This is a genomic window from Candidatus Midichloria mitochondrii IricVA, from assembly GCF_000219355.1.
Lineage (GTDB): Bacteria > Pseudomonadota > Alphaproteobacteria > Rickettsiales > Midichloriaceae > Midichloria > Midichloria mitochondrii.
Genome location: NC_015722.1, coordinates 645767 through 668293 on the forward strand (window position 1 = coordinate 645767; position 22527 = coordinate 668293).

Below are 22527 nucleotides of genomic sequence, written 5' to 3' on the forward strand. Positions count from 1 at the left end.
TTATGCTAGGGCGGTGTAGTTGCCAATCTGGTCAGGTCTGAGAAGAAGCAGCCACAGCAATCAAATTGGGTCTAGCTTTCCCCTTATATCTTTTTATTTAGTTGCTTCATCCGGGGTTTTTGATAAGTGGGAGATAACTTTGAATTTGATAAAATTGTACTTGCAATTGCTTTAGGAATTTTTGTTTTCATTTTTAGTGACAACTTCGGTAATCTTTTTTATAGACCAGTTTTTGAACCAGAAAAGCGTGGATTTGAGATAGAAGTTGCTGAAACGAGTAACGGTATGGGTTGACTCTGCGTCAAAAGGTTTGCCTGAAACGCTTGACATGCGTACTATTATGGCCAATGCCAATGCTAAACTTGGTGAGGATGTCTTTAAAAAATGTGCTGTGTGTCATACTGCAGAAAAAGGCGGAGCTAACAAAGTTGGGCCAAATCTTTGGGGTATAGTGAATGCTATTACTGCACATAAATCAGACTTCACATATTCAGCCGCTATACTTGCCCGTGCGCAACCAAACCTAAAATGGGACTATGAAACACTGTACAGATACTTGTATGCTCCTAGAAAATTTGTCCCTGGCACAAAAATGGCTTTTGCAGGTATTAAGAAAGATGAAGAAAGAGCAAATTTAATAGCATATCTAAGAACATTATCTGATTCTCCCCCTAAATTACCATAATAACTTTGTCTCTAAATCAGGTTTTACTATAAACTACAACCACTTAATGCAATTTAGTGTTGCGAAAAAGTCATTATTTATTTTTTTTAAGCTTTAAAAAGAGATTTTTATGTACTTAAAAGCAAAAAGATTCTAGTAGCTTTCCATTATAAACAAAATAAGAGATTTGTATGTTTAGAAAAACATTACTTGCAACTACAGTTTTAGTTGCAGCTTCTTCTGTAGCTTATGCGGATGTTTCTTTCAATGCCAAAGACAATAAAGCCTCCCTGAATATTGGTGGTTCTTTGACGGCGGTAGCTCCAGCAGTAACCCAAACCGGACAATTTAAAAAATTAGGCGGAGACCAAGACGGAAATCTTGTTGTCAATGATAATTTAAGTTTTAATAAATTCGCTGTTTCAGCCAATTTATCTTTTGATGTAAATTTCAATCCAGATGAAGATAATCGTTACGGCTTCTTTACAAAATTAAATACTAACACCTCGGCACTAACTGCTTGCGGAAATCCAGAAAATTCCGATAAGACCGCGCTCTATTTAGAAAACAAAGCATTTGGTAGACTGGAAGCAGGAAGCTATAATGGTGCTTACGATGGAATTAAAGTAGCTCCAGACGCTTTAGCTGTGGGTACTGGCGGTGCCAATGGTGACTTTTATAACTTCTTCACCAGCGGCACTTTTTTAGCTAAGGATAACAACAATGTGCTAAATTACTCCAATGCTTCTTTCGCTTTCTATACAAGCGTTAATTTGCCAGCTTCAGATGCAACACGTGCTAACAAGATTACTTATTACACACCAAATTACAACGGCTTTGAAATCGGGTTAAGCTTTATACCGGATACTGAACACCAAGGTACAATTTTTGCTGTAACAAATGGCAAAATAAACAAAAAAGGCTTAGGGTATACTGATACTATAGAAGCTGCCGTCAGATATAGCACCACAACAAATGATGTTAATCATGGTGTTTCTTTAGTTGGAAATTTTGGTAAATCAAAAGATTACCGAGAAGGAGCTGGCAATAATTTCAAACGCCACGATCTTGCAGCATTTGAAGTTGGCACTAGCCTTGCTCTCAAAGGCTTTAAGATTGCTGCAGCTTATGGGCACTTGGGTAACTCAGGCACCATCAAATCCATTACTGACAACGGAGGTAAAGGAGTTGCACTCACCGGTTACTTAAAAGGTAAACCTAAAAATGAGTTCTATTCAGTAGGTACCGCTTATGAGTATGACAGAATTGGAGCTAGTATTACTTACTTAAGTTCTTCTTCTTTGGGATTGTTAGCAAAGGATCAAGATCAAAATATAATCAAAATTGATCAAGACGGTAACAAAAACAAATTCCAATCTTTATCCCTTGGCGTACAATATAAGATATTTGATGATGTAGCTGCATTTGTTGAATATACCCACTTTCAGTATGCTAAAAAAAGCGGCCCTAATGCGGAAGTGGTTTCAGCTGATAAACCAGCCGGTAACAAATTTAGCGTAAATAAAGGTAATGTAGTTTTAGCTGGCTTAAAAGCTAACTTCTAACCAATTAAAAATTAGGATACTGCGAAAAGCCAGAGGTAAAAGCCTGGCTTTTTTATTTACCCGACGTTGCCTTAATCACTTGAAAGCCAAGAACTTCAGATAAAACAACACCTTATCGCCAACGCCGCAAGTCACTACAAAGCTTTTCTAAATAGTTATTGACACACCTCAATAAGCGTTATATCTGTTGCTTTGGAAGCATTAAAATGGTTGCCCCAAATCATCAACTATATGCTTTATAAAACACTTTTATTATGAGGTTGTATTATGTCCAATATGTTATTCGCGCCAGCAGCAGATTATGTAGTGGGTAATGGGCCTAACATGATCGCTATTGCAGATTTTAATCAAGATGGAAAGGCTAGATATAGTAAACAGTAATCACGGTGGAAATTCAGTTGCTGTATTACTGGGAAAAGGTGACAGAACGTTTCAAGCCTCAACATTACATGGAATCGGTGGCTGTAGTCCTTGGGGAGTGGCGGTAGGCGATTTTATAATAGAGATGGAAAACTTGATATAGTTACTACTAACTATCATGCAGGAACTATCCCATATTGATAAACGTTTTGCCTATTCAAACAAGAGTAATTCAGCCGGCAGTGAGTTATACTGTGGGGAGTGAGGCTCCTTTGATCATCGCTGTTGCAGATTTTAATCTAGATGGCAAATTAGATTTAGTTAACTCTAATTACAATGGGAATTCGGTTTCCGCATTATTGGGGAAAGGAGATGGAACGTTTCATGCAGCAGTCCTATATAGTGTTGGAGGCGGTTATACTTGGGGTGTAACAGCGACGGATTTCACAATGGTAAATGGCCACTTTCAAACCAGCTGTTTCTTATAGTGTTAGTACTGCGCCTGCGGGAACAGCGGTAGGAGATTTAAATAACGATGGGAAACCAGATATAGTGTGAAAGTAATGACGGTTCATCTACCGTTTCCGTATTGTTAGGTAGCGGTGATGGTATACTTTTTTGCATCTGCTGTTTCCTATAGTGTTGGCGGCCGCCCTCAAGCAGTAGCAATAGGTGATATCACTTGGCGATGGAAAACAAGATATATTAAATACTAATGCTGGTTCAAATACCATCACTATACTAATACCGCCAACTATGGGTACTACACAACAACCAGTACTTTATCTCCTTACGACTGCTTCTACAATTCCAACGACTACAAGCATTACAACAAGCAGTACCAAACCTTCCACAATGGTAACAGATACAACAGTTAGCTCAAATTTAGAAGAACAGGAACTATCATCTTCAAATATAGCAATGGTTGGAGGCATTGTCGGAGGCATCGTATCTGCAATAGTGATAGTAGGTTTAGGTATAATTTATAAACGTTTACAACATGTGCCAGAACAGCACCGTGGCGACGGCCATGCCCCCAAGAAGGCTTGTGTTGACGTGCGCAGTAGGTAGTGTTGCCGCAGAGGAGGAGCGGGCTCAGATGGCCAAAGATCTCTAAACGACCCAAATCTACCAGGAAGCTCACAGACAACCTGGATGGGATTCAGCTTAGTATGATGTTCATACCTATGAAGGAGTGGATGAGGTGTTGCATAAGCTTGATGCCACATTGAATAAGCTTCATTATGAAAAAGCTGATGTTTCAGTAATCGATGATGATAGCTATATCACTCCAAACACGGCCAATTATGAAGAAAATAGCAGCGAGCTTGACACTTTACGCAAGAGCAGACTATAACACCAGCGAGTCATAAGCTCGCAGAACTACTTTTATCTTCAATTAATTTAATCCATTGATTGTTAGTATATGCAATCAAACATCTCTCTTCTTGGGCCCAGAATATCATACCTTCAGTTGGCCTGATATATTGTAATTCGTCAGTGTACAATAACTTCACTCTTGTGACCAGCTAAGTCGCCTTCTAAATCTGCTGGCACGATCACTGGATCCCCATTAAACTAATGAAGAAACTTCAAAATTTTTGGTGAAAGATTTTACTCCCCTATTGAGCAATAGATCTATTTTATTTATATTTTCATTTACTGTTACTTCTTCTTGAGCCTGATAGGGGCTTAGAAATGAAAAGCCAAGTTTTTGAGTTTTTGTTTGAGTATAAAGCATATTATTTTTTTAAATATTAGTTTGGTATGCTATCCTACAACTGAATCTTCGTGATCCGGAAGGGTTGGGCTTGAGTTTTGGTTATATAAATTTTATATATAGCTAGATTGTAATTAATTAGAATTTTGAAGAATTAAAGGTGTTTTAAGATGAGTGATGCACTTCAGTCTAACTCTTATTTGTTTGGAAGTAACGCAACTTTTATTGAATCTTTATATAAGCAATACTTAGAAAATCCAAACAGCATCGATCCATCTTGGCAAGATTACTTTAAGGCATTTCAAGATGAATCCAAGAGTTTACTCAACAATATTGCTGCAAAAACTCCCAGAGATTCATCTATATTTCATCCGGTAAAATCTTCTGCTCCCTCTCCTGCTGCTAAAGTTACAAATAACGAGCTCACCTCAGCCGCTATATCTTTAATTAACGCTTATATAGATTATGGTCATACTGCAATCAACCTTGATCCTTTAAACTTGACCAGAGCCAACCCTCACCCTCTTTTGGCTTTGGAAAGTCATGGTCTTTCTCAAGCTGACCTTGTTAAACAGTTTGATTTCGGAAAGATTTTAAATTTAGGAACAGTATCTTTGGCAGAAGCTTTAGAAAAAGCTAAATCAATTTATGCTAACAAGATCGGTATCGAATTATCTCATATAGAGAATCATGAAGAAAAGTCGTGGATTTGCCAACAACTAGAACAAACTTCACTCAACCAGCCAATTCAAAATGAGTTTAAAAAGCGGATCCTAAAACATCTATTAGAAGCCACTTATTTCGAAGACTTTCTACACACCAAATTTCCAGGCACCAAGAGATTCTCGATAGAAGGCGGAGAGGCAGCAATCGTCGTGATGGAAATAGCGATTGAGCTTTTTGGTGCCGCAAATATTGAAGAAATAGTGATTGGTATGGCACATAGAGGTAGATTAAATGTCTTAACTAAAATCCTTGGAAAGCCTTACCATGCTCTCCTTTCTGAATTTGCTGGGGTACTTGCATTTCCAGAAGATTTAGATATGCCAGGCGATGTAAAATATCATCTCGGGGCTTCAATGGACAGAGAAATCGGAGGCAAGAAAATACATTTATCACTAACACCGAACCCTTCTCATCTAGAAGCCGTAAATTCAGTAGTACTTGGACGCGTCAGAGCAAAACAAGATTACAAAGAAGACCAAGCTCGCCGAAAAGCACTAGCTTTTCTGATACATGGTGATGCCGCACTTGCTGGTCAAGGAAGCGTGGCTGAATCATTGATGTCCGGCCAGCTCGAGGCTTATAAAATAGGAGGCGTATTTCACTTGGTAATCAATAACCAAATTGGCTTTACTACTAATGTTTCCGCAGATAGATTTGGCAGATACTGCACCGATATAGCAAAAGCAATTAATGCCCCTATTTTACATGTGAATGGCGATGATATTGAAGCAGTTATTAGAGCGGCACAGCTAGCTGTTGAATACCGTTTGAAATTTAATAAAGATGTATTTTTAGATATAGTTTGCTATAGAAAATATGGTCATAACGAAGGTGATGAACCTATGTTCACTCAGCCCTTAATGTACCAGACTATAGATAAACACAAGAACCCTGCTGACTTATATGCAGAAGCATTGATCACACAAAATATAATCACAGCTCCTGAATATCAAAAAATACTTGATGAATTCAAAGGATTTTTAAACTCGGAGTTGGAAATCTCTAAATCATATAAGCCAACTGAAGCAGATTGGTTTAAAGGTATATGGAAAACCTTACAGCCTCTTGACGAAAAAACCACATCTCCAACCGGAGTAGAAAAGAACACTTTAATAGACCTAGGTAAAAAATTAGCAACAATTCCTACATCTTTTAACTTGAACTCTAAAATAGCTAGGCAATTTCAAGCAAAAATTCAGATGATGGAAAAAGGAGCTGATCTTGATTGGGCTATGGGCGAATCTTTAGCTTATGCGACTCTATTAATGGAAGGCTTTAATATAAGAATTACAGGACAAGATTGTGAAAGAGGTACATTTTCGCATAGGCATGCAGTGCTTACTGATCAAGTTAATGAAACCAGATACATACCTCTAAATAATTTGGATTCTAATCAAAAAGCTAGGTTGGAAATAAATAACAGCAACCTTTCCGAACTTGCAGCTTTGGCATTTGAATATGGTTATAGTTTCTCCTCTCCAAAGTCTCTAGTCATATGGGAAGCACAGTTTGGTGATTTTGCAAATGGAGCGCAAGTTGTTATCGATCAGTTCATTGCAGCAGGCGAAGCTAAGTGGTTAAGGGCTAACGGGTTGGTACTATTATTACCCCATGGCTATGAAGGCCAAGGACCTGAGCATAGTTCAGCGCGCCTTGAAAGATTTTTACAGTTAGCTGCCGAAGATAACATTCAAGTGGTTAATTGCACTACTCCGGCTTCACTCTTCCATGCGCTACGAAGACAAATGCATCGTAATTACAGAAAGCCTCTAATTGTTATGGCCCCAAAATCTTTGTTACGTCATAAATTAGCGGTTTCCAGCCTTGAAGAAATGGATCTTAATACAGAATTCCATCCTCTATTAGAAGATGGAGAAATAACTGCTGATGCTAAAAAAGTTATCATATGTAGCGGCAAGGTTTACTATGATTTATTTGAGAAAAGGAGGGCACTTGGCATAAAAGACACTGTTATTATAAGGTTAGAGCAACTTTACCCTTTCCCAGCAAAGGAATTAAAAGAATTATTATCTAAACATCCAAATGCAAAATTTATATGGTGCCAAGAAGAGCATGAAAACGGTGGAGCTTATTTATTTGTGAAGTATAGAATAGAGAAAATCTTAAAAGAAATTTATGTTAACATGAAAGAGTTGTTATATGCTGGAAGGGCTGAATCAGCCTCAACAGCTGCTGGTTATATGAAATTGCATATCAAAGAATTAGATAATTTTATTACAAAAGCTTTAAGTTAAAAAGGAGAAAAAAATGAGTGTGAATATAGTAGTACCACCACTTGGAGAATCGGTTACAGAAGCAACTGTACTCGAGTGGCGTAAAAAAAAATGGTGAAGCGGTTAAAGTTGACGAGATATTACTGGAACTCGAGACCGACAAGATAACATTAGAAGTTACAGCTCCCTCAGCGGGCGTCATATCAGAAATTTTAGCCGCAGACGGTGCGACAGTCAAAGTTAACCAAGTATTGGGTGTGATTGATGAAAAAGCAGTTGCAAGTACTCCTTCTGTACCAAAATCTTCTCCTACGGCCGCCTCTGGAGTTCCTGTTAAAACAGAAAAATTTCCTACCGCTTCCCCTGCAGCAACAAAACTTGCAGCAGATAATAGGGTTGACCTCTCTACAATATCTGGGACCGGTAGAGATGGAAGGATTACCAAAGGGGACGTGATGATGCAGCATCCTTCTTCCTCACCTACTCTTACAGCCTCTTCTGCTATTGATAGTAGCGCTCGCGAAACTCGAGTTAAGATGAGTAGACTAAGAAAAACTATTGCTGCAAGATTAAAAGATTCTCAAAATACCGCTGCTATTTTAACTACTTTTAACGAAGTTAATATGTCAGCGATTATACAAGCGCGTCAAACTTATCAGGAAAAATTCCAAAAAAAGCATGGCATAAAATTGGGGTTTATGTCCTTTTTTGTAAAAGCTGTAATCCAGGCATTGAAAGAAATCCCTGCGGTTAATGCAGAAATTAACGGCGATGATATTATATATAAAAATTACTATGATATTGGAGTGGCCGTTGGCACCGAAAATGGTCTAGTGGTACCCGTTGTGAGAGATGCGGATTCCTTATCCTTTGCCGAGATAGAAAAAACTATCGCTAATTTGGGGCAAAAAGCTAAAGAAAGTAAATTGAGTATAGCCGATATGAGCGGCGGTACATTTAGTATTACTAATGGTGGTATCTATGGCTCCATGCTTTCAACACCAATAATTAATCCACCTCAGTCAGCAATTCTTGGTATGCACAATATCGTTGAACGTCCTTATGTTGTTAAAGGTCAAATAGTTGTTCGCCCTATAATGTATATTGCTCTTTCATATGATCACCGAATCATTGATGGCAAAGAAGCAGTAACATTCTTATTCCGAATCAAAGAGATGATAGAAACTCCTGAGAGGTTATTATTTGATATTTAGCCTTTAAAACGTCATGTTGAAACGCTCTTCTTTCAAAAGATCTTTGCTAGCCTCATTATTTATCGGAACTTTAGTGCCAGTCATTATATTAAAGTCTGCAGCTACTGATAGTTTCATTAGCCTAGATTCGTTGAGAACGCATTTCAGCTTAATCACAGGCAGTATCATAACAACTTTCTTATTACTATTTCTATTTTTTCTTAAACTATATAGATGCCCTAAATGTAGTAAAAATTGGGTTTATGAATGCTCTGAAAATGATATCACTGGCAGAAAAAATGATATTAGAATTGAGTTATTCACTATACAATTGCAATATGGAAGCGAATTGCATCTTGAAGAATATAGATGCGCAAGTTGTGACTATGAAAAAACAATAAAAGTAAAAAGGATATTTATTAAAGCAGTAGGTAATTAAAATGCAAGAATTTGATGTAGTAGTAATTGGTGGCGGCCCGGGTGGTTATGTTTGCGCAATAAAAGCCTCTCAACTTGGTAAAAAAAGTGGCCTGTATTGAGATGCGAGAAAGATTAGGCGGAACTTGTTTAAATGTTGGATGTATACCTTCCAAAACTTTACTTAACTCCTCACACAAATATTTTGAAGCGAGCAAACACTTTGCTGAGTACGGTGTTGAATTCAAAGAGCTAACTTTTTCTCTAGAAAAAATGCAAGCCCGTAAGGAAAAAGTAGTAAATGACTTAGGAAAAGGGATAGAAGGACTTTTTAGAAAAAATAAAGTCTCTTATATCAACGGTTTTGCAAGTTTTATAGATCAAAATACAGTAGAAATTAAGAAGAAGGACGGAAGCACTGAAAATATTAAAGCTCAAAACTTTGTAATAGCAACTGGCTCTGAACCTATTAGCTTACCAAGCATTAGTATAGATGAAGAAAAGATCGTCTCTTCAACAGGTGCCTTGTCCTTGAAAACCCCTCCTAAAAAAATGGTCGTTTTAGGAGCCGGAGTCATTGGGCTCGAAATGGCTTCCGTTTGGTCTAGACTTGGATCCGAGGTTACTATTGTGGAGTGTGCAGATAAAATCTTAGCTACTGCCGATGCTGATATTTCAAAGGAAATGCAAAAGATACTAGAAAAGCAAGGTATCAAATTCGTTTTGCAGACCAAGGCATTAAAAGCTACTAAAACTAATTCTGGGATCTCCTTGGAAATTGAAAAAGCTGATGCTAATAAAGAAAGTATCGAGACTGACGTTTTACTTGTGGCAATTGGCAGAAAACCCTATACAATTGGCTTAAATTTAGAAAATATTGGCCCAAAACTTGATGCTAAAGCAAGAATTGAAGTAAATGATAATTACCTCACCTCTATAAACAACATTTATGCTATAGGTGACGTAATCAAGGGCCCAATGCTTGCTCACAAAGCTGAAGAAGAGGGTGTTGCCGTTGCTGAAATCATTGCAGGCCAGCATGGGCATGTCAATTATAATGCTATACCCTCCGTTGTCTATACTCATCCTGAGGTCGCCTATGTCGGCAAAACTGAAGACCAAATTAAAGCTGAAGGTATAGATTATAAAGTTGGTAAGTTTCCATTTTTAGCCAGCAGTCGAGCTAGAACTAGTGGTGAAAGCGAGGGATTTGTCAAAATTATTACCTCCAGATCAGATGATATGATCCTAGGCGCGCATATCATTGGAATTAACGCCGGAGAATTAATAGGAGAAATATGCGTTGGTATAGAATTTAAAGCAGCAGCTGAAGATATTGCTAGAACTAGCCATGCCCACCCTGGGTATAGTGAAGCAATTAAGGAGGCTTCTTTAGCAGCTTTTGCCTCGGCTATACATATATAGTTAAAGCTAAGCAAAAGGCTGCAATTGTACCTGGAAGAGGCGAACTAAGTTTCTCTGAAGTTTGATCACCTTTGGCCTTATAAATAAGAAATTCTCCGCAGTGTGTAACCTCTACCACCTCTACTCGAAGAATTGGCTGAGGCTATTCTAAAGCCTATAGTTGCGAAAGAGACACGCCCATGAGAAGTTTGGACGCTGCCCTTGGCCAAAAGGCCTATCCTTGAGTAGCGAAAAGCTTCAAAAATTGGTGCTTTAACAGTTTTCAAGAGCTCCCAACAGAAATGCTTTTAACTCACCACCTATTATACTCATTTTACTCACAGAATTGCACTAAAGCAAGTTTGCAACAGAAAAGTATGGCACACTTTTCGCCACTTTTAAGCTAAGCTTGCACGGCGACCCATAAAGTAAACGTGCCGTTCTTGAGCTGTCCAGCAAGCTGGGCGTTTAAATTTACTTTGTATTAATATAAACCTCAGTTTGACGTTAGGGAGTATGCCCGTGAGCCTATTTTTCCATGAGATAATATTGGGTTGAAGACATAAGCCAAGAGCCCTGAGAAAGAGGTCTGTCAAGAAATTGTTTGGCGAGCGATGCCGTGGCGCTGGATTTGGCAAATCTCTTTCAATTCTCCGATGGCTGTTTCAATCAATCCACGCCCTGCAAGAAGCAGTTGTTTAAAAGCCGCAAGCCGGGTTTTGTTTTTCATGTTTTTCTTAAGCCGTGGGTGACGAGCTCAATACCTTGATTGCTCAGTGTTTTTGCTTATATACCACCGATCTCCGAATAGAAGGCCTGTCAAATATTGAGTCAGTTTCTCGACAACGGCTCGATCATCTGTATTACTGATGTCAGTGTGAATGACATAATCTCTCCTTGATCATTGAGGCCAAAGAACCATCCGGGTCGACGTTTTCCCACGCTGAGCGACGCCTTTAAAGGCCTTATTACTGCTAGTACGTGAGTTATGACAAACCTTCCAGCTTTTTGTTGAGTCAACGTACCTGTTTGTTTCCCTTTGCAGCAATTCAGCAGAATGACCAACGGAATGACCGCGTCTCGCATCCAGCTCAACAAGGCGATTTGTAGCTGATAAGCTTCGGCAATTCCTCTCTGAGAGAGATTTGAAAACAGTTTAGGTAAAAATCTTTGAATCCGGTAATGCCCTCAAATGAAACAAAACGAGGATCGTTATAACTTCGGAAAGCATCATCCCAGACTCTCGTTCCCTTTGTCTCTGCGAGTTTCTTAAGGATCTTTGGTACGTGAGTTGTCGCTTGCAAAACTCACCGATCGAACAGAATATTTCGATTAAGAGAACCATTTTCCTTATTTATCGTGAAATTGAGAGAAACTTAATGGTTACACAGCTTCTTTGAAGCCATATCAGATAATTTCTTTAAAAACTTACCTAAAACTGGGGTTAAATAATATTTATTTTTGCCAAAAAGAATTTAGTTGAATATAAGAAGAGGCATTGCTACCATACTCCATACCTTAAAAAAATAAAGTAGAAGAGCAAATGCACGGTTTTATATCTATAAAGGGCGCCAAAGAACATAACCTTAAGAATATTAATATTGATGTCCCAAAAGAAAAGCTCGTAGTAATAACTGGGGTAAGCGGGTCAGGTAAGTCTTCTTTGGCCTTCGATACTATTTATGCTGAAGGGAAGCGTAGGTATGTTGAGAGCCTTTCTACATATGCAAGGCAATTCCTCGAAGCGCAAGCTAAGCCTAATGTAGAATCGATAGAAGGTCTCTCACCTGCTATTGCGATTGATCAAAAAACCACTTCGAGGAACCCCCGCTCAACAGTTGCCACTGCAACTGAAATTTATGATTATTTAAGAGTTTTATATGCCCGTATAGGCATACCCTATTCACCTGCTACTGGCCTTCCTATTGAGAAACAGACTGCAAGTCAAATGACTGAGGAAGTATTAAAGCTTCCAGAGAATACAAGGCTTTATATCTTAGCTCCAATTGCTAGAGGGCAAAAAGGCGAGTATCGTAAAGAACTTTTAATGATGCGTAAGCATGGGTATGAGCGAGTAAAAATAGATGATTCGTTCTATGAATTTGATGATCTACCGATGCTAGATAAAAATAAAAAACACGAGATCTCTGTAGTGGTTGATCGTATTTCTTTAGATCATGAACTCGGAAATAGACTTGCTGATAGTGTTGAGACAGCATTAAAGCTTTCAGATGGTATTTTGTATGTTGAAATAGTTTCAATTCCAGAAGGGGCAGAATCTAAAAATAAAGCTGGTGATGTTTTGGTGTTTTCTGAGAAGTTTGCATGTCATGTTTCTGGCTTTTCATTAACTGAGATCGAACCGAGAATCTTTTCTTTTAATAGCCCGTACGGTGCTTGCCCTTATTGTAATGGTCTTGGAACCGAAATTTACTTTGACCAAGGTTTAATCGTACCAAATTTACAGTTAAGTATTGCAGAAGGGGCTGTATTACCATTTAGCAAATCGGTGATATCTATAGTTTCTCAATTAAAGTTTCATGAGCAAACTTTTGAGTCTTTAGCGAGACACTACAAATTCAGTACTACTCAGCCGTTTAGTTCGTTATCTGAAGAAATACAAAATGTAATATTCTATGGCTCGGGCAATGAATCGATTAGTTTTACGTACGACGATGGATTCCGCAAATCTACTGTTAAAAAAACATTTGAAGGTGTTATTCCATTATTAGAAAAGAGAATGCAAAAAACTGAGAGCAGTCAAGTGGCCGAAGAAATGGCGAATTATCAAACTGCAAAAGATTGTAGCGCTTGTAACGGCTACAGATTGAAAATGGAATCTCTTTGCGTTAAGATAGCCGGTAAGCACATAGGAGAAATGTGTAATATGACCATCAGTCAATCATTAGAATGGTTTGCTCATCTTGAAGAAGCATTAAATAATACTCACAAACAAATTGCTGAAAGGCTTGTTAAAGAGATCACAAAAAGATTAAAGTTTTTAAACGATGTAGGGCTTGATTATCTGATTTTGAGTAGGAAGGCAACTACGCTGTCTGGGGGGAGAGGGCCAAAGGATCAGATTAGCTTCTCAAATTGGTTCAGGTCTTAGCGGTGTTTTATATGTACTGGACGAACCGTCAATAGGTTTACATCAACGCGATAATGATAGACTTTTAAACACTCTTTGGCATCTACGAGATTTAGGTAATACAGTTATAGTAGTTGAACATGATATGGATACGATGAAGGCAGCAGATCATCTTATCGATGTTGGACCTGGCGCGGGAGTTCATGGTGGACAAATAATTGCTCAGGGGCGGCCAGAGGAGGTAGCTCAAGTCAAAGAGAGCATAACGGGGAAATATTTATCTAAAGAGCTAGTCATTGAAGTCCCAAAAAGCAGGAGGCCTGGTTTAAAGAATAAATTTATAGAAATTACAGGAGCCAGATCTAATAATTTAAAGAACATATCTGTTTCTATTCCAATAGGAAGCTTTGTTGCCTTTACTGGGGTTTCTGGTAGTGGCAAGTCGAGTTTTGTAATTAATACTCTTTATAAGGCTGCACTCAAAAAGCTACATCATAGCAAAATTACTCCTGGTGCTTATGATAAAATAACTGGCTTGGAGTACACAGATAAGATTATTCAAATAGATCAATCTCCAATAGGTAGAACGCCAAGGTCCAATCCGGCTACATATACCGGAGCATTTACTCATATTAGAGACTGGTTTGCAACCCTTCAAGAGTCAAAAGCCCGAGGTTATAACTCCGGTAGGTTTTCGTTCAATGTAAAGGGCGGTAGATGCGAAACATGTGAGGGAGATGGCGTAATAAAAATAGAAATGCATTTCCTTCCAGATGTATATGTGCAGTGTGACGAATGTAAAGGCAGCCGGTACAATAAAGAAACTCTGGAAATAAAATACAAGGATAAGTCGATTGCAGATGTTTTGAATATGACTGTTGATGAGACAGCAGGATTTTTTTCAAATGTTCCATTAATTTTAGAAAAGGTAATGGCTTTAAAAGAAGTTGGTCTGGGATACATGAAAATTGGGCAATCCGCAACTACTCTCTCGGGCGGGGAAGCGCAGAGAATTAAGTTAGCGAAAGAACTTTCTAAAAAAATCAACCGGCCGTACTCTTTATATACTTGATGAACCAACAACTGGGTTGCATATGCATGATATCCAAAAATTATTAGTTGTGCTACACAAATTAGTAGACGCAGAGAATACTGTAGTGGTAATTGAACACAATTTAGATGTTGTTAAAACTGCTGATTATGTTGTAGATATAGGGCCAGAAGGAGGCAGTAAAGGTGGTGCTGTGGTTGTAACCGGAACTCCTGAGGAAATAATTTCAAGTAAAGAAAGTATAACTGGTAAGTATTTGAAGCCGCTCCTAATATAAATATATTTTTATATTTGCAAAGAAATACTTAAAATGTAAAAATTTGTTATGGACTTTTTATAGCCCTATTGCTATAAGGTTCGTGACAATTTAAGTTCCCCGGTAGCTCAGCGGTAGAGCAAGCGGCTGTTAACCGCTTGGTCGCTGGTTCGAGTCCAGCCCGGGGAGCCACCTTTTTTTATCTGTGCCGTATGCTTTTTATAGTAAAAGATGTGGTGAGCGCCTTGTCTAGGGCTGAGCCGGTTGTTTTACCTACAGATACGCTTTTTGCTTTATCGGTCGATGCAACTTCAGAGAAAGCTGTGTCAAATTTATTTGAGATTAAGAGCCGAAAGTTAGAAAAAGCTCTCCCTGTCTTTGTTAGCTCATTCGAACAAGCTGAAAGGTTTTTTGAGTTTAATGATTTAGCAATGAAATTAGCAAAGAAATTCTGGTCTGGACCTTTAACCTTGATTTTGAAGTTAAAAGGCAAACTAGCAAAAAATTTGTCCATATCCGAAAAAATTGCAGTGAGGATGCCTAGCAGTTCTTTGATTATGGAAATAATTAATAACTTTGGAAAACCAATTACGGGAACGAGTGCTAATCCATCGGGTAATAATGATATTTTCGATTATCAGGAGTTATTACTAACTTTTAAAGATAAAGTGCCAATTATTGTGAATGGAGAGATACAGAAAAATGCCAAGCCTTCAACGGTTATAGATTGCTCAAATAATACTGTACAATTTTTAAGAGTTGGTGGTATAAGTGAGGATAGCATATTACGCCTAATCTCATGATTATGAAAAAGATAAGTATGTTTATTAGGACGCGCTAAAAAACCCTTCGGCGCCAATAGAGAATTGTGTAGTGAGCAAAAGAAATAATTTTTTCTGGAAATGGGTTCCCTGCAGCCAGCAAAACAAGTTGTTTTGATTCGATAAATAGAGAAGATCGGCGTTTGTTTATTGCCACTTCAATGTTCGAAACTGACAAAATTACTGGCCACGCTGCAAATTGTCTTAATGAGTGTTTTGATATTGTTCCTGTGCCTGATCCCTATCAACAAGCAGGGGTAACAAAACCTATATTTTACCTGCCTCTTTTGGTCAACTTAGATGAGTTTTTGAGGGCGCCAATAAAAGTTAAGGCCAAATAAAGTTTTTACTTTTGGATATTTTTCCTCATTAGAGAACCGAAAAGAACAAGATAATCTAATTCAAGCTTTTAAGATAGTTTAATCTAAAAGACCCGATATGCTCTATTCATTTCAGCAAGGCATGCAACTACTAGCTTATACAAGAATATAATGCGCTTTGTAGCTGAGAATAAGTTAAACAATGTTAAGGTTGAGATAAAAAACAAGGATAATGAGGAACATTTAGCTGATTTTCAGAAAATAGATGCGTACGTAAGCCCTTCAAGAGGCGGAGGATTTTCAATTATTCCAAGAAAAAGTTTGGCACTTGGTGTTCCGACGATTATAACGGATAAATACAGCGCAGAAAACTATATGTAACTCTCGTCTAGTTAGTTGTGTAGAGTCATATAAAAATAAAAAGGCAAATTATGAGTCTATGCCTAATGATGACTGGGGTAATTACTATGACTTTAGGGTAGAGAATCTAGCTCAAGCCATGATAGGTATGTGTGACCATTATGACAGGTAGTTAAGAAAAGCTCAAAAGATGAGAGAATGGTATGCACAGTACAATATTAATGTTTTAGAGGGGTTATATTTAAATTTTATCAATCCTAAAAAATAATTTTAGGTAATAAAAATGAAATTACTACTGATTATTTAATGACCAAAGATGTAGAGTTATACAAGAAGCTTCTGCGGTTAAAAAATAGGATAATTATTTGTGTACCGAAGGTTTCTACTCTCTTGAAGAGCAACCAAAGAAGGGAGCGGATGATTAGGTAAATCGGTATCTTGATATTGCCATTACGAGCTATAGTAAAAAAGCTTTAAGTGATTATTGACATATATTGTTAATAGGTATACTCTTTACTTGGGGAGACTGCATATAACAGAGATAACTCAGCAAAGCATTATCTCCTTAGCAGCCTTCTTAAAGAATTAACCCGGTCATTTATAATGATTTATGCCCTTGTTGTGGAGTCTTTTTACGATAGACGGTATATTTGAGCTTTCATCTATGTTAACCCCAGTTTGAGGTAAGTTTAAGGAAATTATCTGATATGGTCTTAAAGAAGCTGTGTAACCATTAAGTTTCTCTCAATTTCACGATAAATAAGAAAAGTGGTTCCTCTAGTAGAAATATTTTGTTTGATTGATGATTTTTGCAAGCGACAACTCACGTACCAAAGAGATCCTTAAGAAACTCGCAGATACAAAGGAAACGAGAGTCTAGGATGATGCTTTCCGAAGTTATAACGATCCTCGTTTTGCTTCATTTGAGGGCATCACCGGATTCAAAGATTCTTACCTAAACTGTGTTCAAACCTCTCTCAGAGAGGAATTGCCGAAGCTTATCAGCTACAATCGCTTTGTTGAGCTGATTGCAAGACGCAGTCATCACGTTGGTCATTCTGCCGAATTGCTGCAAAGGCCGTTCACGCTGACTTCGGGTAAATACAGACGATCGAGCCGTTGTCGAAAAACTGACTCAATATTTGACGGGCCTTCTATTCGGAGATCGCTCCTTTATCGGTATTTGCAGGTTTATCAGGGCTACTGTCCTCGTTAACTTTCAACCTTATCGTTTTTAGGCGCTCCTTCTCCCCCTCCAGGACCTCCTACATTACTTGGCCCACCCGAACTACCAGAACCCCCCGCCGCCCCCTTTACTTATCCACTTGTCTGGAGTATCAAAAGCTTGGGCTACGCCGTCCCCTCTTCCTTCACCAACACCTTCGTCAAACTTAGCCAACATTCGTTTAGCCATATCAGCTCCTCTGTTTACAGTATCAACCACTTTAGCAGTTACTCCTCCATCAACATGAGCAATTGCGGCCATCGCTCCTTGATATGCTGCGGCTTTAGCTTGGCGAAGCTTAACTGCCACAAAACTATTTCTATACTGGTTAAGACCAGAGGCATACATCTCTTTTGTCGGCATTCTCCCTTGTCCTATTATAATATCAGCCATTTCAGGAGTTTTTTCCATTATTGAGAAAAACACTATGGACATCAGCAAAAATGCGAAGAAATTAATAGCATTAATAGAACTGAGGAGCTCCGATGCAGACTGCGGGTACCAAAACTTTAAGTCTACGATAGTTAAGCCAAGAATTTCCAACTTCCAAACAGTTTGCCAACATACTCTAAAGAAGAGTAGAGCCTGTATTTGTCCAAAAATTAATTTTACCATTAAGCCAATACTAGTGGCTAGCATGATATATAATATACCTGTAGAAACAACTTGTTTAATCCACATATCGAATAACTCTTTCGTAATTTGGAAGAGCAACATCACGATGAATATAGGGGCCACAATTAGCAACAAAGCAAATTGTATAAGCATTAATAAATAAAGAACCAACGACTTGAGCATCGATACAATTATAAGATAAAATCCAACATAAATGCATGGAATCCAATATAATTTCCACTCGTAAAACATTAATGACCAAGTTTTTGCATGTACTGGTATCTTAGTTAGTATTTTTAACAAAACATCATAAATAGTTAAGGGAGAAGCCTTATCAGGTAGGTAGTATATGGGAGAATTAGGGTTACCATCATAATATAAAGTGGCTCTAATAATCATGTCCGCTATATCTCTTGCTCCATCTCTGCACAGGCTAAATAAATATGTATTAAAAAAGTTCCAGCTTTGATCAGAGATAAGAGTTGCAACAATTGAAAACTTAAATAATCGTACTATCAGCTCCCTTTGACTCACTTTAATGGTGCCCAGAGCAAACATCACCCCTGTTATTACTATGTATAACAATAAAAACGCCCTTATTATTGTGATAAGCTTGAGGTTATGAACTATATTCTCATAAAGGGACTTGTTAACTCTGTCTATTTGCTTGTTAAACATATTAATAGTTCTTTCTATGAAGCCTTTTTCCGTATAGACTCCATTAGTTACTGTAACATTGTAAACCCCAGAGTTGTCTTGGTAATAACCATCTTGGATTTTAAAAAACAATCTTCCTCTTACTATGTATTCCCCCCCTTCCTTATGCACATCCTTAACACAGACGCTTTCATCGCAGTACTGTGTTGCGTCTAGCTCAAAATAATATTCATACTCTGGCTCTTCATCGAAAGCAGAAGAGTTGATCCTTGCTCCTTTGACGGTAGGTGCTACCCTAAAAGTTCTAAAAAGGCTTTTGGGTAAATTAATCGCTGCACTTAAGTCATTTGGGTTGTAATAGCTCTTTCCCCCAGAATCCGCCATAGCAATTAATCCATATAAGCCCCAACCGTTCTTTAAGGTGCAAGGCAATTTATCAATATCGCTATTTACGACTTTTCCGCCTGGCAAACAAATCCTATCTTGCTTTTTGGTCGGACTACAATCTAATAATTCGCACTCGTTAACGTCCAATCCTTCTATATCTCCCCATGGGCTCCAACTGCCAGTAATCGTTAATTTCAACCTATTTTGGGTTGGGTTTTTAGGGTCTGGCGGATTGCCAAGAGTATATAGTCCGCTATCAATCCAAGGGGCAATTTGCTGTTTTTTTGGATTAACACGTAACAGTTTGGTAACCCCTTGAGTAGTAATACCTTCATCAGGATTAGCGGGTACTGTAATTGAGCCTCCCAACCCGAAATCATCTGCTGCGATACATGCTCCTCCACCAGCAGCTGACGCTATTAGGATTAATTTATAGCTTATAGCTAAGATAAAAAAAATAGTTCTGAAGGCTGATAAGGATAACTTATAAAGATTATGATTCATTATCTCCCTCCCTCTATTTACTCAATACCACTATTATTCGAATCGCGATCTGATCCTTTAGACTGTTCTTGAGTGTTCTCTTCCTCTTTCCTATTATTAGCATTAATATCGTCCAGCCTTAAATTTTCACCGAATGGAGCTCTTCTTGCTTTATCATACTGCCCACCCACACGATCCTTGCCGCCTCTACCACTTGCGCGCGCGCCCGCTCTTCCAGCCCCTGCTGAGCCACCCCTAGGCGATCCAAAAGCTGATAACAAAGCATTGACAGGATTAGCATTAGCTGCAGCTTCGGAAAGATTTAACCCCATAAAGCTTGATGTTACTATCATATTGGCAAGGGAAGAAGAAAAATTACAGAAAACATACATCGCCTGCCCTATAATCAAGAAAAAGATAGCGCTTGCTAAAGAATTAATTGGAATCCCAAAAGAATCAGTTGGTGGATGGTGAGCACTTGCCAAGCTCATGTATCCAGGAATTAAACAGACATCAAAGCCTAAAATAGAAAAACCTAATATGCATACTTTACAAGCCGTAAATCCTAAAGTCACATATAATGCTGTCATTAATAGGGTATTTAAAAATGCAACAGCCGTAATGACAAACACTGGTTGTAACGCAAATGATAGCATTTGTTTAAACCAAGAATCAAAAAACTGCTTTGTAAAAGGAAATAATATAAAACAAATAAATATAGGGCCTACTAAGAAAAGGATACCTAAAGATATGATAGATACTAAATACAACATTAAAACTTTTGCAATACAAATTGCATACATCCCAATTGCAAATATGATCACTATTGCAATTAAAAAACCGAACAAATTAGCACATATTAGAGATGCTATTTTTACCCACACTTGAGCGCTAAATAATTGTTTAAATGGCGCGTCAAATACAGAAAATATAATCGAAGGATTATTAAAGAATTCTTGCTCATTAAATTGCATAGAACCATTCATTGAGCTGGCTATTCTCACGATTAATTCCAACGAGCCAACAGTAAACAAATTAAATAAGTAATTGTTGAAAAAATCCCAACTTCTATCAGAAATCAATACAGTAACTATACTTATTTTTGCTATTCTAATTATGGCCTCTTTTTGAGTCGTCTGCGCAAGTCCAGTAATAAAACTAATACCAGTAAATGCTATATAAAGAACTAACAAAGCTCTAACAGCAGTAATAAAATTAGTATCTGTAACAAAGTGCTTAAACGTTTTTGGCACAATACCATTTCTAGGATTATTTGGGTCATCTTTAAATAAGTAATCAACTATTTCTTGTAGAATCTCAGCTAAACTCCCAGAAACTGGTGCTGCTTCCACTTCTTTTTCTACAGCAATATAATACTCACCAGTTGTGTTATAGGCTGCATATTTTGCCGGATTAGTAATATTATTCAAAGTACTTTGACAAGGCATCGGGAATAACCTTGGGCACGTTGGCTCTAACCCCTTACTATAGTCCAGGTCCAATCTTTTATTCTAAAAACACGTTACCTTTTCCTTTCCAACAGCTGGAAAAAAATCTGATTTTATATCAACATCTTGCCAGTCTATGTTGGGTGAATCTGGTAAATATTCTCCGGAGCTGTTCACGGGAATTATTGCATATTGCAGCCTCTCGCCTGAGCGAAAATTACAACCACGCCATTTTATTGTGACATCTATCCCTCCTAAGTTATCAGCATAGTCAGTGGTGCTCCCCATGCCAACTGGCACATTAGGGTTGTCATAATGCCTTAATGCCAATCTAATATACTTATCCGAAAACCCTTGCAGAACCCCAGAAAATGATAACATTCTTACCCTCTCTTTGCTCCGCTTAGTTGGATTATCAGATTCTGTGGGATCTGTAATCCATGACAGTATAGACATTCCAAGAGAGCTGCCATAATCGCTTTCAAAAGTTGTAATATTATAGTCACTCGATAATGGCCTAGTTTCTGACCAGATACGTCCCTTCAGTCCATACCAATCCAGGGCATTATTGGCGTTATTTACTGCCTCAATATTACTATAATCAATTGAGGTTGGTATCCCATCTTTATCTCTACTTAATATATTGATTTCGGCTAACTTAAACTGAGATCCTGTCAACTCTATAGATTTCCAATTGCCAAAAAAACTGCCACCAAAAGCTTCCGGTTTCCAAACTTGTAGGCTTTGATTAAAAGGAGAACTGTACCCTATTGAATAAGGTTGAAACATATAATTACCGCCATATCGTAGCTCCAGATAATCTCCATCTTTGATATCTATTTCAGTATCAGTCCAATAATAGTTTCTTGCATGCCAATTCTCTTTATCATTTGTGATTTTTCCGTTAACTGTAGCACCATCAGGCCATTTGCTTTTGAGCATAGAGTTCCACACCGGAGTCAATTTCATTGTCTTAAAGCCACAAAGATATATAGAGCTACCAATTTCACTTTGCCCACTCTCATCCAGCATCTTGATTCTGATCTTTTGATTCTTAGTGGGATCAATTACTAGATCAGATTGATAATAATTATAATTTGCACTTGAAATCCCACTAGTACCACAAGCCGCCTTTGTAGTAATTTCATCTTTCCAAACTACGTTGTGATTTTCATCATAATCTCTGTACTTGCTTTTAAAAAAATCGCCCTTTTGACAAGCTGCAATACAAGAATCTATGATGTCAGCATTCAAATCATCACCAACCCCATTGATTGCACTATTATAAGCATCTTTATCCTTCCTGAGATCGGCATCATTTTTACCGCGCGCAAAAGAGTTACACTCATTTTGACATCTCTTATAGCATATCTGACCGATAGGCCTAACTATAACTAATTTTCGATCTTCGTCGCCGAACTCCCAACTATATACGCAATCAGAATATAGCGCGGCATTGGCATTCGTATAGAAAATGCTTAACAACGTAAGGATAAAAAGGGTGATAAATGACGAATTGAGATGAAGCAT

At 37.9% G+C, this 22527-nt stretch carries 23 protein-coding genes, 1 tRNA gene and 3 pseudogenes; 19 read left to right on the top strand and 8 right to left on the bottom strand.

What is annotated here, in order from left to right:
• Positions 1-126 precede the first annotated feature (126 nt).
• The 8 genes from MIDI_RS08600 to MIDI_RS08605 all read left to right on the top strand — a co-directional run bounded on the left by MIDI_RS08600 (position 127) and on the right by MIDI_RS08605 (position 3946).
• Positions 127-294, top strand: coding sequence for a hypothetical protein (locus tag MIDI_RS08600; protein ID WP_160162243.1), 168 nt, complete (start codon positions 127-129; stop codon positions 292-294).
• 16 nt (positions 295-310) lie between these two features.
• On the top strand, positions 311-685 hold the full coding sequence (locus MIDI_RS03400; RefSeq protein WP_148234129.1) for a c-type cytochrome: 375 nt from the start codon (positions 311-313) through the stop codon (positions 683-685).
• A gap of 170 nt (positions 686-855) precedes the next feature.
• Positions 856-2229 (top strand): porin, encoded by a 1374-nt coding sequence (locus MIDI_RS03405; RefSeq protein ID WP_013951187.1) that lies wholly within the window; start codon positions 856-858, stop codon positions 2227-2229.
• Between the two features lie 352 nt (positions 2230-2581).
• Positions 2582-2752 (top strand): VCBS repeat-containing protein, encoded by a 171-nt coding sequence (locus MIDI_RS07940; RefSeq protein ID WP_013951188.1) that lies wholly within the window; start codon positions 2582-2584, stop codon positions 2750-2752.
• 46 nt (positions 2753-2798) lie between these two features.
• Positions 2799-3077 carry an FG-GAP repeat domain-containing protein gene (locus tag MIDI_RS03410; protein ID WP_160162244.1) on the top strand — a complete coding sequence of 93 codons (279 nt, stop codon included), beginning with the start codon at positions 2799-2801 and terminating at the stop codon, positions 3075-3077.
• Positions 3046-3147 (top strand): FG-GAP repeat domain-containing protein, encoded by a 102-nt coding sequence (locus MIDI_RS10235; RefSeq protein ID WP_148234131.1) that lies wholly within the window; start codon positions 3046-3048, stop codon positions 3145-3147. The genes MIDI_RS03410 and MIDI_RS10235 overlap by 32 nt, the downstream gene beginning before the upstream one ends.
• A 114-nt stretch (positions 3148-3261) precedes the next feature.
• Positions 3262-3660, top strand: a complete 399-nt coding sequence (locus tag MIDI_RS03415) for a hypothetical protein (protein ID WP_041185439.1) — start codon at positions 3262-3264, stop codon at positions 3658-3660.
• 136 nt (positions 3661-3796) lie between these two features.
• Entirely contained in the window at positions 3797-3946 is a 150-nt protein-coding gene (locus tag MIDI_RS08605) for a hypothetical protein (protein ID WP_160162245.1), read from the top strand.
• A gap of 10 nt (positions 3947-3956) precedes the next feature.
• Here the strand turns inward: MIDI_RS08605 and MIDI_RS08610 are convergent, their stop codons facing one another.
• On the bottom strand, positions 3957-4106 hold the full coding sequence (locus tag MIDI_RS08610) for a hypothetical protein (protein WP_160162246.1): 150 nt from the start codon (positions 4104-4106) through the stop codon (positions 3957-3959).
• 373 nt (positions 4107-4479) lie between these two features.
• Between MIDI_RS08610 and MIDI_RS03420 the strand changes: the two genes are divergently transcribed.
• From MIDI_RS03420 to lpdA, 4 genes and pseudogenes are all read left to right on the top strand, one after another.
• A complete protein-coding gene (locus tag MIDI_RS03420; RefSeq protein WP_013951191.1) occupies positions 4480-7290 on the top strand; it encodes a 2-oxoglutarate dehydrogenase E1 component in 2811 nt (936 codons plus the stop codon).
• A gap of 13 nt (positions 7291-7303) precedes the next feature.
• Positions 7304-8483: pseudogene (gene odhB, locus MIDI_RS03425) on the top strand (2-oxoglutarate dehydrogenase complex dihydrolipoyllysine-residue succinyltransferase).
• Between the two features lie 73 nt (positions 8484-8556).
• Positions 8557-8901, top strand: coding sequence for a hypothetical protein (locus tag MIDI_RS03430; protein WP_148234132.1), 345 nt, complete (start codon positions 8557-8559; stop codon positions 8899-8901).
• A 1-nt stretch (position 8902) separates the two neighbouring features.
• A pseudogene (lpdA, locus tag MIDI_RS03435) lies at positions 8903-10304 on the top strand (dihydrolipoyl dehydrogenase).
• A 377-nt stretch (positions 10305-10681) separates the two neighbouring features.
• On the opposite strand, the gene MIDI_RS08620 reads toward lpdA, so the two are convergent.
• The 4 genes from MIDI_RS08620 to MIDI_RS07950 all read right to left on the bottom strand — a co-directional run bounded on the left by MIDI_RS08620 (position 10682) and on the right by MIDI_RS07950 (position 11587).
• Positions 10682-10921 carry a hypothetical protein gene (locus MIDI_RS08620; RefSeq protein WP_160162247.1) on the bottom strand — a complete coding sequence of 80 codons (240 nt, stop codon included), beginning with the start codon at positions 10919-10921 and terminating at the stop codon, positions 10682-10684.
• Positions 10876-11013: a transposase gene (locus tag MIDI_RS07090; RefSeq protein ID WP_013951196.1), complete on the bottom strand. Its 138-nt coding sequence runs from the start codon at positions 11011-11013 to the stop codon at positions 10876-10878. Before MIDI_RS07090 ends, MIDI_RS08620 begins: the two co-directional genes overlap by 46 nt.
• Positions 11014-11184: 171 nt before the next feature.
• Positions 11185-11331 carry a transposase gene (locus MIDI_RS10240; protein WP_160162248.1) on the bottom strand — a complete coding sequence of 49 codons (147 nt, stop codon included), beginning with the start codon at positions 11329-11331 and terminating at the stop codon, positions 11185-11187.
• A 43-nt stretch (positions 11332-11374) separates the two neighbouring features.
• Entirely contained in the window at positions 11375-11587 is a 213-nt protein-coding gene (locus MIDI_RS07950) for a hypothetical protein (RefSeq protein ID WP_148234078.1), read from the bottom strand.
• Positions 11588-11826: 239 nt separating this feature from the next.
• Between MIDI_RS07950 and uvrA the strand changes: the two are divergent.
• The 7 genes and pseudogenes from uvrA (at position 11827) to MIDI_RS07955 (ending at position 17398) form a co-directional block, all read left to right on the top strand.
• Positions 11827-14702: pseudogene (gene uvrA, locus MIDI_RS03445) on the top strand (excinuclease ABC subunit UvrA).
• 96 nt (positions 14703-14798) lie between these two features.
• A tRNA-Asn gene (locus MIDI_RS03450) sits at positions 14799-14873 on the top strand.
• 20 nt (positions 14874-14893) lie between these two features.
• Positions 14894-15484: an L-threonylcarbamoyladenylate synthase gene (locus MIDI_RS03455; protein WP_013951199.1), complete on the top strand. Its 591-nt coding sequence runs from the start codon at positions 14894-14896 to the stop codon at positions 15482-15484.
• 161 nt (positions 15485-15645) lie between these two features.
• Entirely contained in the window at positions 15646-15843 is a 198-nt protein-coding gene (locus MIDI_RS03460) for a hypothetical protein (RefSeq protein WP_148234133.1), read from the top strand.
• Positions 15844-15993: 150 nt separating this feature from the next.
• Positions 15994-16203 carry a glycosyl transferase group 1 gene (locus tag MIDI_RS03465; RefSeq protein WP_013951201.1) on the top strand — a complete coding sequence of 70 codons (210 nt, stop codon included), beginning with the start codon at positions 15994-15996 and terminating at the stop codon, positions 16201-16203.
• Positions 16204-16991: 788 nt separating this feature from the next.
• Positions 16992-17141, top strand: coding sequence for a hypothetical protein (locus MIDI_RS08625; protein ID WP_160162249.1), 150 nt, complete (start codon positions 16992-16994; stop codon positions 17139-17141).
• A 29-nt stretch (positions 17142-17170) separates the two neighbouring features.
• Positions 17171-17398: a hypothetical protein gene (locus MIDI_RS07955; RefSeq protein ID WP_148234134.1), complete on the top strand. Its 228-nt coding sequence runs from the start codon at positions 17171-17173 to the stop codon at positions 17396-17398.
• 72 nt (positions 17399-17470) lie between these two features.
• Here the strand turns inward: MIDI_RS07955 and MIDI_RS03470 are convergent, their stop codons facing one another.
• From MIDI_RS03470 to MIDI_RS03480, 3 genes are all read right to left on the bottom strand, one after another.
• Positions 17471-19570, bottom strand: coding sequence for a TrbL/VirB6 family protein (locus tag MIDI_RS03470; RefSeq protein ID WP_013951202.1), 2100 nt, complete (start codon positions 19568-19570; stop codon positions 17471-17473).
• Between the two features lie 17 nt (positions 19571-19587).
• Positions 19588-20979: a TrbL/VirB6 family protein gene (locus tag MIDI_RS03475; protein WP_237697328.1), complete on the bottom strand. Its 1392-nt coding sequence runs from the start codon at positions 20977-20979 to the stop codon at positions 19588-19590.
• An 81-nt stretch (positions 20980-21060) separates the two neighbouring features.
• Positions 21061-22527 (bottom strand): hypothetical protein, encoded by a 1467-nt coding sequence (locus MIDI_RS03480; RefSeq protein ID WP_013951204.1) that lies wholly within the window; start codon positions 22525-22527, stop codon positions 21061-21063.